Source organism: Rhodococcus sp. SORGH_AS_0301 (assembly GCF_030818285.1).
Classification (GTDB): domain Bacteria; phylum Actinomycetota; class Actinomycetes; order Mycobacteriales; family Mycobacteriaceae; genus Rhodococcoides.
Genome location: NZ_JAUTAC010000001.1, coordinates 54,753 through 69,099 on the forward strand (window position 1 = coordinate 54,753; position 14,347 = coordinate 69,099).

The 14,347-nt window shown below is 66.7% G+C and carries 11 protein-coding genes and 1 pseudogene; 7 read left to right on the forward strand and 5 right to left on the reverse strand.

Annotation, left to right across the window (positions count from 1 at the left end):
• Positions 1 to 7: 7 nt before the first annotated feature.
• From QE397_RS00250 to QE397_RS00260, 3 genes and pseudogenes are all read left to right on the forward strand, one after another.
• On the forward strand, positions 8 to 688 hold the full coding sequence (locus QE397_RS00250; protein ID WP_307091039.1) for an iron-sulfur cluster assembly protein: 681 nt from the start codon (positions 8 to 10) through the stop codon (positions 686 to 688).
• 37 nt (positions 689 to 725) lie between these two features.
• Positions 726 to 1,751, forward strand: coding sequence for an NAD(P)-dependent alcohol dehydrogenase (locus QE397_RS00255; protein ID WP_307091040.1), 1,026 nt, complete (start codon positions 726 to 728; stop codon positions 1,749 to 1,751).
• Between the two features lie 122 nt (positions 1,752 to 1,873).
• Positions 1,874 to 2,169: pseudogene (locus QE397_RS00260) on the forward strand (MFS transporter); the annotation flags it as partial.
• Positions 2,170 to 2,183: 14 nt separating this feature from the next.
• On the opposite strand, the gene pcaD reads toward QE397_RS00260, so the two are convergent.
• The 5 genes from pcaD to benA all read right to left on the reverse strand — a co-directional run bounded on the left by pcaD (position 2,184) and on the right by benA (position 10,450).
• Entirely contained in the window at positions 2,184 to 2,957 is a 774-nt protein-coding gene (gene pcaD / locus QE397_RS00265) for a 3-oxoadipate enol-lactonase (RefSeq protein WP_307090899.1), read from the reverse strand.
• A gap of 67 nt (positions 2,958 to 3,024) precedes the next feature.
• Positions 3,025 to 5,718: a LuxR family transcriptional regulator gene (locus QE397_RS00270; RefSeq protein ID WP_307090901.1), complete on the reverse strand. Its 2,694-nt coding sequence runs from the start codon at positions 5,716 to 5,718 to the stop codon at positions 3,025 to 3,027.
• Between the two features lie 71 nt (positions 5,719 to 5,789).
• A complete protein-coding gene (gene benC, locus QE397_RS00275; protein WP_307090903.1) occupies positions 5,790 to 8,534 on the reverse strand; it encodes a benzoate 1,2-dioxygenase electron transfer component BenC in 2,745 nt (914 codons plus the stop codon).
• 42 nt (positions 8,535 to 8,576) lie between these two features.
• Positions 8,577 to 9,083: a benzoate 1,2-dioxygenase small subunit gene (gene benB, locus QE397_RS00280; protein WP_307090905.1), complete on the reverse strand. Its 507-nt coding sequence runs from the start codon at positions 9,081 to 9,083 to the stop codon at positions 8,577 to 8,579.
• A gap of 2 nt (positions 9,084 to 9,085) precedes the next feature.
• A complete protein-coding gene (benA, locus tag QE397_RS00285) occupies positions 9,086 to 10,450 on the reverse strand; it encodes a benzoate 1,2-dioxygenase large subunit (protein ID WP_307090907.1) in 1,365 nt (454 codons plus the stop codon).
• Positions 10,451 to 10,647: 197 nt separating this feature from the next.
• On the opposite strand from benA, the gene QE397_RS00290 reads away from it, so the two are divergent.
• From QE397_RS00290 to catC, 4 genes are read left to right on the forward strand one after another with little or no spacing between them, the layout of a single operon-like run.
• Complete coding sequence (locus QE397_RS00290; RefSeq protein WP_307090910.1) at positions 10,648 to 11,574, forward strand: LysR family transcriptional regulator; 927 nt, start codon at positions 10,648 to 10,650, stop codon at positions 11,572 to 11,574.
• On the forward strand, positions 11,571 to 12,674 hold the full coding sequence (locus QE397_RS00295) for a mandelate racemase/muconate lactonizing enzyme family protein (protein ID WP_307090912.1): 1,104 nt from the start codon (positions 11,571 to 11,573) through the stop codon (positions 12,672 to 12,674). Before QE397_RS00290 ends, QE397_RS00295 begins: the two co-directional genes overlap by 4 nt.
• 60 nt (positions 12,675 to 12,734) lie before the next feature.
• Positions 12,735 to 13,607 carry a catechol 1,2-dioxygenase gene (gene catA, locus QE397_RS00300; RefSeq protein WP_307090914.1) on the forward strand — a complete coding sequence of 291 codons (873 nt, stop codon included), beginning with the start codon at positions 12,735 to 12,737 and terminating at the stop codon, positions 13,605 to 13,607.
• Positions 13,608 to 13,611: 4 nt separating this feature from the next.
• Positions 13,612 to 13,905, forward strand: coding sequence for a muconolactone Delta-isomerase (catC, locus tag QE397_RS00305; RefSeq protein ID WP_307090916.1), 294 nt, complete (start codon positions 13,612 to 13,614; stop codon positions 13,903 to 13,905).
• Positions 13,906 to 14,347 lie beyond the last annotated feature (442 nt).

The window sequence follows — 14,347 nt, forward strand, 5'->3', positions numbered from 1 at the left end:
GGCGGCGATGCGGGCGTTGGACGCGGTGATCGATCCCGAGCTCGACGAGCCGATCACCGATCTCGACTTCGTGCAGTCGCTCAACGTCTCCGAGGTCGACGACGTCGTGGTGCACCTGCGGTTGCCGACGTCGTTCTGCGCCCCGAATTTCGCATATCTCATGGCCTCCGACGCCAAGGACGTGCTCACCGCGTTGGCGTGGACGCGGCTAGTGACGGTTGAACTCGACGACCACCACGATTCGCCGATCATCAACGCCGGGCTCGCCGCGCACGCCGGATACCGGGGCACGTTCGCGCACGAGGCGGAGAACAACCTGGACGAACTTCGGACGACGTTCCAGCGCAAGGCGCACGTCGCGGCGATGGAGCGGAGCCTGACCGCCCTGCTCAAGCGAGACCCGTCTCGGCGCATGGAGGACGTGGGCACCGTGGTTCTGGGGGAGCTCCCGGACGACGAGACCACCGGGGCGTTGTTGCGCCGCCGTGAGGTCATTGGGTTGCCCACCACCTCGCAGAGCCTGGTGATGGTCGATCACACCGGTGGCTCCTACGACCGACTCGACGTGCCGCTCGCGCTGCGTCGGGCTCGATCAACCCGCATCTCGATCGACGGCAACGCGCACTTCTGTCGGGGACTGCTCCGTACCCGCTACGACGATCCGGACCGCACGACGGTCGACGCCTGACCTTCCCGACAAGCCGAGGAGACACTTCATGAGCACCATGCGCGCAGTCCAGGTCGTGGGATACCACGAGAAACTCCGAATGACCGAGGTGCCGATTCCCACCCCCACGGGGCCGTTCGACGTGGTCGTCCGGATTGGCGGAGCGGGGGTGTGCCGCACCGATCTGCACATCCTCGAGGGGCAGTGGGCCGAGAAGTCGAACGTGACCCTGCCGTACACGATCGGTCACGAGAATGCCGGCTGGGTCCACGCCGTCGGTTCCGCCGTGACGAACGTGCAGGAGGGTGACAAGGTCATCGTTCACCCGCTCATCACGTGCGGGCTCTGCCGCGCCTGCCGATCCGGCGACGACGTGCACTGCGAGATCAATCAATTCCCCGGCATCGACACGAACGGTGGCTACGCGGAGTACCTGAAGACGTCGGCACGCAGTGTGGTCAAGCTCGACGACTCGCTGGAGCCGGCGGACGTGGCCGCCCTCGCCGATGCCGGATTGACGGCCTATCACGCCGCGGCGAAGGCTTCCCGGCATCTGACTCCCCGCGACCACGTCGTGGTAATCGGCGCAGGTGGGCTGGGGCATATAGGAATTCAGGTGCTGAAGGCGCTGACCGCGGCCGAGATCGTGGTCGTCGACCGCAATGCCGACGCGGTGAAGCTGGCCCTGTCCATCGGAGTGGATCATGGCGTCGTCGCCGACGGCACCCACATCGAGCAGGTGCTCGAGCTGACCGGCGGGCGGGGCGGCGAAGCGGTCATCGACTTCGTCGGTGAAGGCGGCGCGACGGCGGAGGGCATCGCGATGCTGCGGCAGGCGGGCAATTATCACGTCGTGGGATACGGCGAGAACATCGACGTGCCGACCATCGACATCGTGTCGTCGGAGATCAACGTCATCGGCAACCTGGTCGGGTCCTACAACGACTTGTGCGACCTCATGGCTCTCGCGGCACGCGGATCCGTGGTTCTGCACACCGCGAAGTACGCACTCGACGACTTTCAGAGCGCCCTCGACGATCTGGACGCCGGCACCGTGCGAGGGCGAGCTATCCTCACACCGTGACCGGTTCGGTGCTACAGGCCCCCGATTTGTGATGGGGACGGGGCTTGCATATGAACGTCATTCGGATACCGACATCGTCTACATGTCGGACGGCATTGGCGGACGTACCGGCCTGATCGTCGGCCCCTCTAGGGCGTGGTGTTCTTGGGTTGTTCATCTACGGCTTCGTGTCGACCTATTACCCCACGCGCTCACGAGCCGCGGGAGTGGCGTGGTGCGCCGGTACGGTCGCCTCGGCGGTATCGGCAGCCCCTTGGTGGGCGGCTTCCTGCTGGGCGCCGGGGTCTCGTCCGCGACTGCGTTCTACCTGTTCGCCGGAGTCGCGATGATCGGCGCGCTGGTCACGATGACGGTGCCGCACCGTACGGTCGCACAGTCCACCGATCCGGTCGCGGCCGCGGGCATCCCGCAGCCCTGATTCCGAGGATCGAATCAGGTGCGGGATCCGATGTGGTCGCGCAGAAGTGCAGTCACCTCGTCCGCTCGCTCGACTGCCGCGAGGTGCGCAGCGGGCGATAGGACGATGAGCCGCGCGTTCGGCACCGCATCGGCGATGACGGCCATGGTCTCCGGAGGCGTGGCGGGATCGCGATCGCCGGCGATCACCAGGGTGGGGACATCGATCCCACCCAGGATCGAGCGAGAGTCGAAGCGCGACAGCGCCTCACAGCAGAGGGCGTAGCCCTCGTCCGTCACAGCGGACACCATCGCGACGGCCCCGGCGACGATGTCGGGGTGATCGGCCGCCCATTCCTCGGTGAACCACCGTCCCACCACGGCTTCCGCTATGGAGGCCAGCCCGTCCCGTCGGACCGTCTCGGCGCGATCGGTCCACGGCTCCGGATCGCCGAACACGGCGGCGGAACACAGAACCGTGAGCGTGAGGACGCGGTGCGTGTGCAGAGCGGCAACGGTCTGCGACACGGCGCCACCCAGAGAGAGCCCCACCAGATGCACCCGGCTCAGCTTGAGGGTGTCGAGAAGACCGATGACGTCTGCCGCGAGATCCTCCACTGCGACAGGGCCGTCGCCGACCGGCGTGCCGCCGTGTCCCCGCACGTCGACGGTGACGGTGGTGGCGATGTCCGCCAACCCCGCCACCTGAGCAGACCACATGGAGCGATCGGAGCCGAGCGAGCCGAGGAATACCACCGAGTCCGAGCCCGGAGGTCCGAGGACGAGGTCGTGCGCGAGTGAGACCGTCATGTGTGTACTCCTCCGAGGGGCGTGGACATCGTCGATGTCGTTCTGTCGGTGTGGTATTCGACGGGTCTCAACTGGAAGACGTCCGCGCGGCCAGCTCGGCCCTGGACCGTATCCCCAGCTTCGCGTAGACCCGCGTCAGGTGGAACTGCACCGTCTTCACCGACAGGAACAGTTCCGCGGCGACCTCACGGTTGCTCAGACCGGTGGCGACCAGAGCCGCCACCGCATCCTCCTGGGGCGTCAGCATGTCATGGGGCCGATCCTTGTTCAGGACGGCCCGCATGCCACCGGCCTTGAGCTCCCGATCGCAACGAGCGACGTAGGCACTCGCTCCGATGGCGAGGTAGCTCTCGCGCGCCGCGGAAATGACCGCGTCCGCCTCTCGCCGCTTCCCCGCTCGCCGAAGCGTCTGGCCGTACGCGAAGTTGACCCGCGCCCGGTCGTAGATCAGAGGCAGATCGGCGAGGGCTGCCAGGGCGCCGTCGAACGACGCGCGCGCAGCGGCCAGGTCCCCCAGGGCACCGTGCAACCGTCCGCGTGCGTATCCGAGGCGCGCCTGTGTGGACTTGTGACCGGCAACGACAGCACGTTGCTCGTGCACTGCCAGAAAGGCTTCGGCATCGTCCAGGCGCCCCTCGACCACCAACGCGTTCGCATAGATGTCCGCCCAGGGCCAGAAGCCCGGCTCCGAGACGTCGTCGGCAGCCCAGGACTCGGTCAGCGGGGCCAGACACCGTAGGACCCCGGGATAGTCGGCACGTGCCTCGGCGATTGCCGCTCTCCCGAGACACGCGGGCACACGCATGATCTCGTAGTCACGAGCGCCGGCGTCACCGGCGCGTGCGCTGTCCTCGGCTCGTGTCCAGTCTCCGCGGAGCGCATGTATCTGGGTGGCTGTCCATCGCAGGAGGGGCGCGATCAACACCGATCCCGAGCGCCCGACGAGATCGACACCGGCCTCGACGACGCGAAGGGCCGCCTCCCAGTCGCCGGTGAGGAAGTACGTGCGTCCGAGCCAGGCGTGCGCCCACAGCGAGATTCGGGTGGACCCGCCGAGAAAGTCCGTCGGGACGGCCGATTCGAGTTCGGCGCGAGCGGTGTCGACGAGATCTGTTGCGAGGTGCAGCCATCCCGCGCCCATCTGTACCCGCTGGCCGACAGCGCCGGTGGATGCATGGCTCCAGAGGTCCTCGTAGCTGCTGAGGGCTTCTTGAGTGCGGCCGGTGCCACCGAGACCGAGACCTCGGATGGATTGTGCTTCGACCGCGGTCGCGTGGTCCGGCCCGACGAGTTCGACTGCTCGGTCGGCCCACAGGACCAGATCGGCTCCGCGGCACCGGGCGAGGTTGTGCAGTACCTGTCGGTGACAGATCACCGCCGCGGTATGTGGATCGTGTCGCCTCCGTACGGATTCCCAGGCGCGCCGGAGTCGGTCGTCCGCTTCGTGTGCTCGCCCTCGGAGGATGGCGAGGTATCCGAGCACGACGTCGCGCATGGGACTGTCGGGCAGGCTTTCCACCTCGGCGATGTGGGCGGCGGCGCCCGGCACGTCACCGGCGCCGATCATCGCGTCCACGGCCAGGATCAATCGTTCGTCGCGAGCGGTGGGGTCTCGACTCGATCGGCTCGACAGTTCGTACAGCCGCGCGGCGGATGCCCACTCGCCTTTGGCTGCTCGTTCCTCCGCGAGGCTGACGAGCCGTTCGGACAGGGTGTCGTCGGGCAGCGCCGAGGCATGAACGAGATGTGTGAGGGCATCGGCCTGGTCCTCGACTGCGCCCGCTGCTCGTCGATGCAAGCGAGCACGGTCGGTGAAACCGATCGTGGCGAGGACCGCCGCGCGCACCATCGGGTCGGGCGGCTCGAGCAGAATCGCCGTGGGGCCCCGGTGCACGACGACCAGTCCTGCAGTCGTCGCGGTGTCGAGCGCCGACCACGGATCCTCGATGGCCGCGACGGCACAGACCACCGTCAGGGACGTGGGAGCGGGTAGAACCGCGACTGCCTCGACGAATGCGCGGGTGGTGGGGTCGCACCGGGTCAAGGCTGCCCGTACCCGAGAGTTCACGAAGGACGGTGCAGGCAGTTCCGTCCGTCCTCTGTTCCAGGTGGATGCGGGAGTTTCGGCGAGCAGGGCGACGATGTGTCGAGGCAGGCCTCCCGTGTGGCGCACCAGATGGGAGGCAGCGGACATGGGCAGCACCGCTCCACCGAGAGCCGCGAGGTCTGCGGCGTCGGATACTCCGAGCGGGGCGACGACATACGTCTCGTCCGCGGCACGGTCGAGGATGTCGTGCGCGGCTCCCGTCCCGCACGGCCGGGGGTGTCGTGACAGGAGCACGGCGATGCCGCCGACCCGGCCGTGGCGCACCGTGGTGGCCAGCAGGCGCAGCGACTCGCGGTCCGCGTGGTGCGCGTCGTCGACGACGACCAGCACGTGTGAATCGATATCGGACTGCATCGCCGTACCGATCGACTCGGCCTGCGCGAGAACATCGAGCCCAGCGTCGACGACACCCGGAGCCGGGACGAGTTGCCGCACGATCCCGTAGGGGACGGTCGATTCCCACGGCACCGCAGCGGCGCGCAGAACGACGGCACGCGGACACCGCTCGTGGACAAGATGGATGGTCTCGTCGATCACCGTGGTGGTTCCGGCACCGGGTACGCCGTCGACGACGATGACGACGGACCGCGTCGCGGCAGCGACCAGATCGTCGAGCAGTCGCTGACGGCCGACCACGGACGGGCGGATGGACACGGGCTCAGCGTAGTGGGGCCTCGACCTCGAGATCGGCGAACGAGCGGTGCCGGCAGGGTCGAGACTTGGCGTCACCCGAGGTCACCGCCGGCGACCGGCAGCACCGTCCCCGTGATGTACGACGCCTCGTCCGATGCGAGGAAGCAGATCGCAGCAGCTTGTTCGTCCAGGGATCCGTATCTGCCCAGCAGCGACGAGTCGACCGTCTGTTCGACGAGAGCCTGGTACCACTCACGTTCCTGGTCATCGGCAGGACCGGGCCCGCGGGCGATGCGTCTGGGCGGCGCATCGGTTCCGCCGGGCGCCGTGGCGACGACCCGCACCCCGTGCGGCGCGGCCTCGAGAGCGAGCGCAGACGTGATGGCGTTGACGCCGCCCTTGGCTGCTGCGTACGGGACCCGGTGGATTCCGCGCGTGGCCACCGACGACACGTTGACGATGGTCCCGCCGCCCTGCGCGACCATGTGCGGAATCACTGCTCGGCAGGACCACAGCGTGGGCCACAGGGACCGATCGATCTCCTTCTGCACCTGCTCGGGCGGGTACTCCCAGAAGGGCTTCGCCCAGATGGTGCCTCCCACCACGTGGATGGAGACGTCGATGCGGCCGTGCCGCTCGATCGCCGCCTCGACGGTGGCCGACGCACCCTCCCAGGTCTCGAGATCCGCCAGCACCGGGTGCGCGGGCGCTGTGTCGCTCGACAATTCGGACGCGACCGCGTCGACCAGCTCGGACCGGTCCGCCAGGATCAGCGTGCCGCCCTCGGCGGAGATGCGCCGCGCCACCCACTCGCCGATCCCCTGCGCGGCACCCGTCACGAGCACGACCTTGCCGGCGAACCGGCCGGGGCTGACGAACTTCGGACGCTTGCTGTCGACAGTCTCCTGCATCGCTCGCTTCATCGTGACCTTCGACCGCTCGGCATGATCGGCTATCAGGGTCCGGGCGCCGTCTCGGTCGCCGGCCTCGAAGGCGTCGACGATGTCGAGGTGGTCCTGCGCGCACAGCGGATCGCACCATGTCGCGTTCCGCAGCACCTCGGCCATCGCGGCTTTCACGCCGAGTGCTTGATACGCCTGCAACAGGTGTTCGTTGCGGGTCTGCATGAACAGGTAGTCGTGGAACGCCGCGTTGGTGTCCGTGTACGCCGCGGCGTCGACGAAACGGTCCCCGTCGACGTACCGCGTGGTCGCCTCCGCCAGAAGTCGGTATCCGGCGAGCTGCTGCGAGCTGAGCCGTCCGATGACCAGTTCCAGTGCGCCGAGCTCAAGGGCACGCCGAGCTTCGAACACGGCATCGGATTCGTGCACCGACGGATGTTCCTCCCCGATCTCGTACCCGGCGGGCTGCTGGTCGATCTCCTCGGACACGGGCGTCGGCCGCGCCACGAGCGGCTCGGTCGGCGCAGTGGACCACACGCGCTGCCCCGCAATCGACCCGGCATCGGCCGTCACGAGCACGCCGTGCTCCGCATCGGGGGCGAAAGCGCGGCCGCCACCCGAGCCCACGACGAGCGACTGACCCGCGATCGAGCGCATCGCCGTGAGCTCGTCCTCGGGAGCCACGCGCTCACCGGTGGCGGCGTCGAGCGCCGCGACACGTCGATCGAAGACGATCTGGCCACACACCGTCCGTGGGGACCTGTCCTCGGTCTCGTGCTCGAGTGTGTCCGGAACGACGAAACCGTCGTAGTCCTCCGCGTCGGCCGACACCGGTTCGGCCCGGGGATCGGGGGGCTCGACCGTCGGCTGTTCGTCGGCCGGCGCCGCAGTCACCTCGTCCTCCGATTGCGCATCGGAGGTCGCCGACTTCGCAGACGGCGCGAACTTCTCGTAGTAGAAGCCTGTCGGCTCGACCGACTTGTCGATGAAGTGTCCGCGTACCGCCTCGACCATCGGAGGCGGTCCGCAGAGATACACCGCGACGTCTCCGTCGTTGAGGTGCCGGGGCTCGATGAACCCGGTGACGTATCCGGTGTTGGCGGCCGCGGTGTCGGGATCGGACACGCAGTAGTCCCAGGTGAATCCCTCGAGGCTGTTCGCCAGGGTTTCCAGCGTGTCGAGCTCGACCACGTCGTCGTCCGTACTGACGCCGTAGACCAGGTGGACGTCTCGAGAACTGCCCGTGGCGTCCAGCGTCCGCAGGATCGACAGCACCGGGGCGAGCCCCGTACCTCCCGCGAGAAGGAGCGCCGGCCGCTCCGCTTCACGAAGGAAGAAGCTGCCGTGTGGCCCGGTGAAGGAAATGGCGTCTCCCACCGCTGCGCGATCCGACAGATAGGTCGACATCGCTCCGCCGTCGATCAGCTTGACGAGGAACTCCAGCTCCTCCGCCCCCGGGATACAACTGAAGGAGTACGACCGGGTCTCCTGTGTGCCGGGGACGGTGATGTTGACGTACTGACCCGGCAGGAACGCGAGATCGGCTCCCGCCGGGGACGTGACGGCCAATCGGACGGTGGTCGGAGACAAACGCTCGACGGCACTGACCGTCGTGGCGTAGGTGGACGCCTGCGTCTTGGCCACCGCCGACGTGCTGGCGATCTGCAGGACCAGGTCGGATTCCGGCGTCATGCTGCAGGGGAGGCAGTACCCGTTGCCCGCTTCCTCCTCCGTCAGCGCGTCCTCCAGGTAGGTGCCACCGTCGTACTCCCCCGACTCGCACACAGCCTTGCACGTCCCGCAGACGCCATCGCGGCAGTCGAGTGGGATGTTGATGCGCGACCGGTAGGCCGCGTCCGCCACCGTCTGCCCGTCGGTCACGGTAATGAAACGGGTGACGCCGTCCTCGAAGGACAACGCGACACGGTGACTCATGGAAGATCCTCTCGCACTGCTGTCGTCGGAGTCCGACGGCGGTCAGAAGTGATAGATGTCGACGACGTGGTGGATGTAGTCGTTCTTCAGGACGACCGTCTTGCGACGAATCAGCGGTGACTCGCCGGAGAAGTCGATCGTGTAGAAGGACGTTCCGTAGTACGGATCGATCGTCTTGTATCGGAAGTACATCGTGTGCCAGTTGAAGCGGACGTCGACCATGTCGCCCGAGCGCTCGATCACCTCGACGTTGCTGATGTTGTGACTGGTCCGAGGTTCGGGAATCGAGGTGGCGCTGGATCGTTCGGTACGGATACGGAACACGCGATCCTCGAGACCACCTTTGTTCTCGTAGTAGATGAGAGAGATGTCGGTCTGCGGGTCCTCGGTGAGCAGATCGTCGTCACCCCAGGACGGCATCCAGTACTCGACGTCGTCGGCGTAGCACGTGAGCCACTTCTCGAACTCACGGTCGTCGAGGTAGCGGGCCTCGCGATACAGGAACTGTTCGATCGCCGTCTGCGTGATCCGAGTCTCGGTGAAGGTCATCGTCACTTCTCCTCGGTCGTCGATGCGCGGTCGATGGCGGCGAGCATCGTGGTGCGCCAGTAGCCGTGCTGGACGTTGAAGAGACCCTCGTCCTCGTTCTTCACACCGGCCGAGACCACGCCGTGCATGTCCAACGCCTCGGCCACCGGGTCCGGACCGGTGAGCCAGTGCTCGGCGCCTCGGCTCATGTCGTTCCACGGCGCATTCGTGGCCTGGAACGTGAGTTGGCAGGACCGGAACTCCTCGAGATCGTCCGGGGTGGCCATTCCGGAGGCATTGAAGAAGTCCTCGTACTGCCGGATGCGGTGCGATCGGGCCTGCTTGCTCTCACCCTTCGGAGCGATGCAGTAGATGGTGACCTCGGTCTTGTTCGGCGCGATCGGGCGGAAGTGCCGGATCTGCGTGCTGAACTGATCCATCAGATACACGTTGGGGTAGAGGCACAGGTTGCGGGAGCCCTTGACCATGAACTCGCCCTTGGCATCTCCGTACTTCTCCTTGAGCGCATCCATCTGATCCCACAGCGGACGGTCCTGCGGATTGGCCGCCCAGGTCCACAGGCAGAGATGGCCGTTGGGGTACGACCAGTAGCCGCCGCCGGACTTGCCCCAGCCGCCGGCGTCGAGTGCCTTGGTGGTGTTCTTCGACTCCCCGTTGTTGCGCCGCGACGTCGTCGCGGCGTAGTTCCAGTGCACGGCGCTGACGTGGTAGCCGTCGGCACCGTTCTCCGCCTGCACCTTCCAGTTGCCGTCGTAGGTGTAGGTGGACGATCCTCTCAGCACCTCCAGACCGTCGGGTGACTGATCGACGAGCATGTCGATCACCTTCGTCGTGTCACCCAGGTGCTCCTCGAGTGTCGAGACGTCCGGATTCAGACTGCCGAACAGGAAGCCGCGGTAGTTGCCGAACCGAGGAACTTTCGTCAGGTTGTGCGAGCCGTCGACATCGAAGGTGTCCGGGTAGCCGGCGCCCTCGGGGTCCTTGACCTTGAGCAGCGTTCCGTCGTTACGGAAGGTCCACCCGTGGAACGGACACGTGAGGGTGGGTCGATTGTCGGTCTTGCGACGACAGAGCATAGCGCCGCGATGAGCGCACGCGTTGATGAGCAAGTGCAGCTCACCGTCCTTGTCACGCGTTATCACCACCGGTTGACGGCCCATGTGGACGGTGAAGTAGTCGCCGTTGTTCGGGATCTGCGACTCGTGCGCGAGGTAGATCCAGTTGCCCTCGAAGATGTTCTTCATCTCGAGTTCGAAGATCTCCTCGTCGGTGAAGATGGTGCGGTTGGCGCGGTAGATGCCGGCGTCGGCGTCGTCCACCACAGCCGCGGCCACCTGGTCCCGCACATGGTCGAGCATTTCGGTCATCGAGTCCTCCGGACGTTGGGGTTCCCTCGACTGTGACAGTGCGTGTCGCTCGTCACACCAGGTCAAGACCCAGTATCGGTTAGGACGTCCATTGATCGCTGCTGCTTATCAATAGGGCGGAATCGAGTCTTTGTAGGAAATGTTTTCACGACCTACCGTGGTGTGGATCACTCAATCACCCAGATCGGAGTCGACCCATGGAGCTGCGCCACCTCCGGCAGTTCGTCGCCGTCGCCGAGACCCGCCACTTCGGGCAGGCAGCGAGAAGACTGTTCCTCGCGCAACCCGCCCTCTCCCAATCCGTGCGGCAGCTCGAGACCGAACTGGGCGTCACCTTGTTGGCCCGGACCACACGGCAGGTCAGCCTGACCCCCGCGGGTGAGTACTTCTACCGCGAGACCGTCCGACTGCTGGCCGGACTGGACGACAGCGTGACGAGCGTTCGGCGCATCGAGGAGGGACGGACCGGCCTGGTGCGCATCGGATTCACCGGGACGGCCGCATTCGACCGCCTGCCCGCCATCGCTCGCGCTCTGCGTCAACGACTTCCCGAGGTGGTCCTGGAGATACACGGGGACCTGTTGACACCTGCACAAGTGGAGGGTCTCCGGTCAGAGGAACTGGACCTGGCGGTTCTTCGGCCACCGGTGGCCGGAGACGACCTCGAGGTGCGCACCATCGCCCGCGAGTCCATGGTGCTCGCGTTACCGGTGGATCACCGACTCGCCCAGGAGCCCGCACTCGAAATCCTGGACATTGCCTTCGAGAGCTTCGTGATGTATTCCGACGCGCACTCGGCAGTCAACGAGGTCGTCTTGAGGAGCTGCCGGCTCGCGGGCTTCGCCCCGAAGAGAGAACACGAGGCGCCCGATACCTCGGTTCTCCTCGCCCTCGTTGCGGCGGGGCTGGGCGTGGCACTGGTTCCGGAGTCGGTCCGCTCGATGAAACTCGACGGAGTCGCCTTTCGAGACGTCAGCGGGGCCGACACGATCGATCTGGCACTCGCGTGGAGCCGCGGCAAGCCCCTCCCGCTGGTGACCTCTCTGATCTCGGCGCTCGAGGATGCGGGCATCCTGCCGTCCGACGTATCCACCGATCTCACTGTTCTGGAGGACATCTCATGAAAATCGTCGCCGTCGACGCGATTCCGTACTCCATCCCGTACCTCAAGCCGCTGCGCTTCGCCAGTGGCGAAGTCACTGCGGCAGAGCATGTTCTGATCCGTGTACACACCGACGACGGCGTCGTCGGCATCGCCGACGCTCCCCCGCGCCCCTTCACCTACGGCGAGACCCAACGCGGAATCGTCGCCGTCGTCGAGACTCTCTTCGCACCCGCCGTCGTCGGCCTGACACTGACCCAGCACGAAGTAGTGCACTCACGTCTCGCCCGCACCGTCGCCAACCCCGTCGCCAAAGCCGCGATCGACATGGCGATCTGGGATGCGCTCGGACGCACCCTCGACCTCCCGGTCACCGACCTCCTCGGCGGCTACACCGACCGCTTGCGCGTGAGCCACATGCTCGGCTTCGACACCCCCGCCGCCATGGTCGACGAAGCCACCCGCATGCGTGCCGAGTACGGCATCGAGGTGTTCAAGATCAAGGTCGGCCGTCGGCCCGTCTCCCTCGACACCGCCGTCGTCCGCGCGCTGCGCGAGAACCTCGGCCCCGACGTCGAACTGTATGTCGACGGCAACCGCGGATGGACTGCGTCCGAGTCCGCCCGCGCCATGGCCGAGATGCGCGACCTCGACCTCTCACTCGCCGAAGAGCTCTGTCCTGCAGACGATGTCCTCGGTCGGCGATGGCTGGTCTCCCAGCTCGACGTACCGTTCGTCGCGGACGAATCCGCGGTCACCCCCGCCGAGATCACCCGCGAAGTACTCGGTGGCTCCGCGACCGCCGTCAGCATCAAGACCGCCCGCTCCGGCTTCACCGGCGCACGCCGAACCCACCACCTCTGCGAGGGTCTCGGCCTCGAGGTCGTCATGGGCAACCAGATCGACGGCCAACTCGGCTCCGCGTGCACCGTCGCGTTCGGCGCCGCCTTCGACCTCACGTCCCGACGCGCCGGCGAACTGTCCAACTTCCTCGACATGAGCGACGACCTCCTCACCGAACCGCTCGCCATACGCGACGGAGAACTCTCCGTCCGCGCCGGCGCCGGTATCGGAGTCGACATCGACCCCGACCAACTCGACCGCTACCGGCAGGACACCTGAACTGCCCCTCACACCACTCGACTCAGCCCGCACCACCCGCACGAGAATGGAGAATCACCCGTGACCATCGATCACGCATCCGAGACCGCCACCGCCACCGCCGCGGCATCCGGCGCCAACGCGACCCAGCGCTTCACCTCCGACAAGCAGTTCGCAGCATCGACGCCCCCCGAGCGTGTCAGCACACTCGCTCGCCAGGTTCTCGGCGCCGTGCACGACACCATCCGCGAACACGGCGTGACCTACGACGAGTACAACGCCCTCAAGGCGTGGCTCATCGACGTCGGCCGGGACGGTGAATGGCCGCTCTTCCTCGACGTGTGGGTCGAGCACGTCGTGGAGGAGGTCGCCAGCGAGACCCGCGAGGGCAGCAAGGGCACCATCGAGGGCCCGTACTACGTCCCCGCTGCCCCCGAACTCGGCCACGACGCGGTCCTGCCCACCCGTGAGGGTGAGCAGGGCACTCCGCTGCTGTTCCAGGGACAGGTCACCGACACCGCGGGGCAGGGGCTCGGCGGCGCGGTCATCGAGATCTGGCACGCCGACTCCGATGGCTTCTACTCCCAGTTCGCTCCCGGCATCCCCGAGTGGAACCTACGCGGCACCGTCACCTCGGATACGGACGGACACTTCCGCATCCGCACGATGAAGCCTGCCCCGTACCAGATCCCCACCGACGGTGCCTGCGGCAAACTCATCTCTGCGGCCGGCTGGCACCCGTGGCGCCCCGCACACCTGCACCTCAAAGTCGCCGCGTCCGGACACCAACAGATCACCACCCAGCTCTACTTCCCCGGCGATGCGCACAACGACGACGACGTCGCCGACGCCGTCAAGCCCGAACTGATCCTCGACCCCCGAGACGTCGACGGCGGCCAGGAAGTGACCTACGACTTTGTTCTCGACTCGACGCCCTCGGTGCAGAAGGCCTGAGGCCATGCTGTTCGCAGTAACCATGCAGGTGGACATCCCCCTCGACCTCGACCCCGATGTCCGAACGGACACTCTCGCGCGGGAGAAGGCGTACTCGCAGGAGCTGCAACGCGGCGGCGAATGGGTGCACATCTGGCGGCTGGTGGGGCAGTACTCCAACCTCAGCGTCTTCGACGTCCGCGACAACGAGAGGCTCCACGAGATCCTCTGGAATCTACCCCTGTTCCCGTACATGACCATCGAGGTGACTCCACTCGCCCACCACCCGTCAGCCGTGGCGAACGGCTGGCGGAGATGACTAGCGGCGACACCTGGCGAAGCGAACTGGGGTCGAACTCCGTGGGTCTGATACCGAAACCGTCCAGCGACGGTTCGACCGGAATCGGCGGCCGCAACGAATGAGTAGTTTTGGGTGATCTGCGGACGTACCGGGTTTCCGGTACGCCCGCAGATCGTCCGACGCGCCCGCAGCACCGTCCGTCACGAGCCCACGGACGCCCTGAAGGTATGTCTGCAGATTCCCATGCCCGCCAGAGTGCGTCCACGTGGGCGCGGGCTTCGAGGTGCAGGAACAAGCTGGGGCGCCACCGCATCGCCGGGTGGTCGATGGTCTGCGGCGGTACGCGGGGGCGAGGAAGTCGGCAAAGAAGCGGTACGCGTTCGGGTAGTACGGGCCACGAGCCGTGGTGTCGGCGTACTCGCCTGCGTCGCCGTCCTTGCGCTGTCTCGCTACGCTTCTG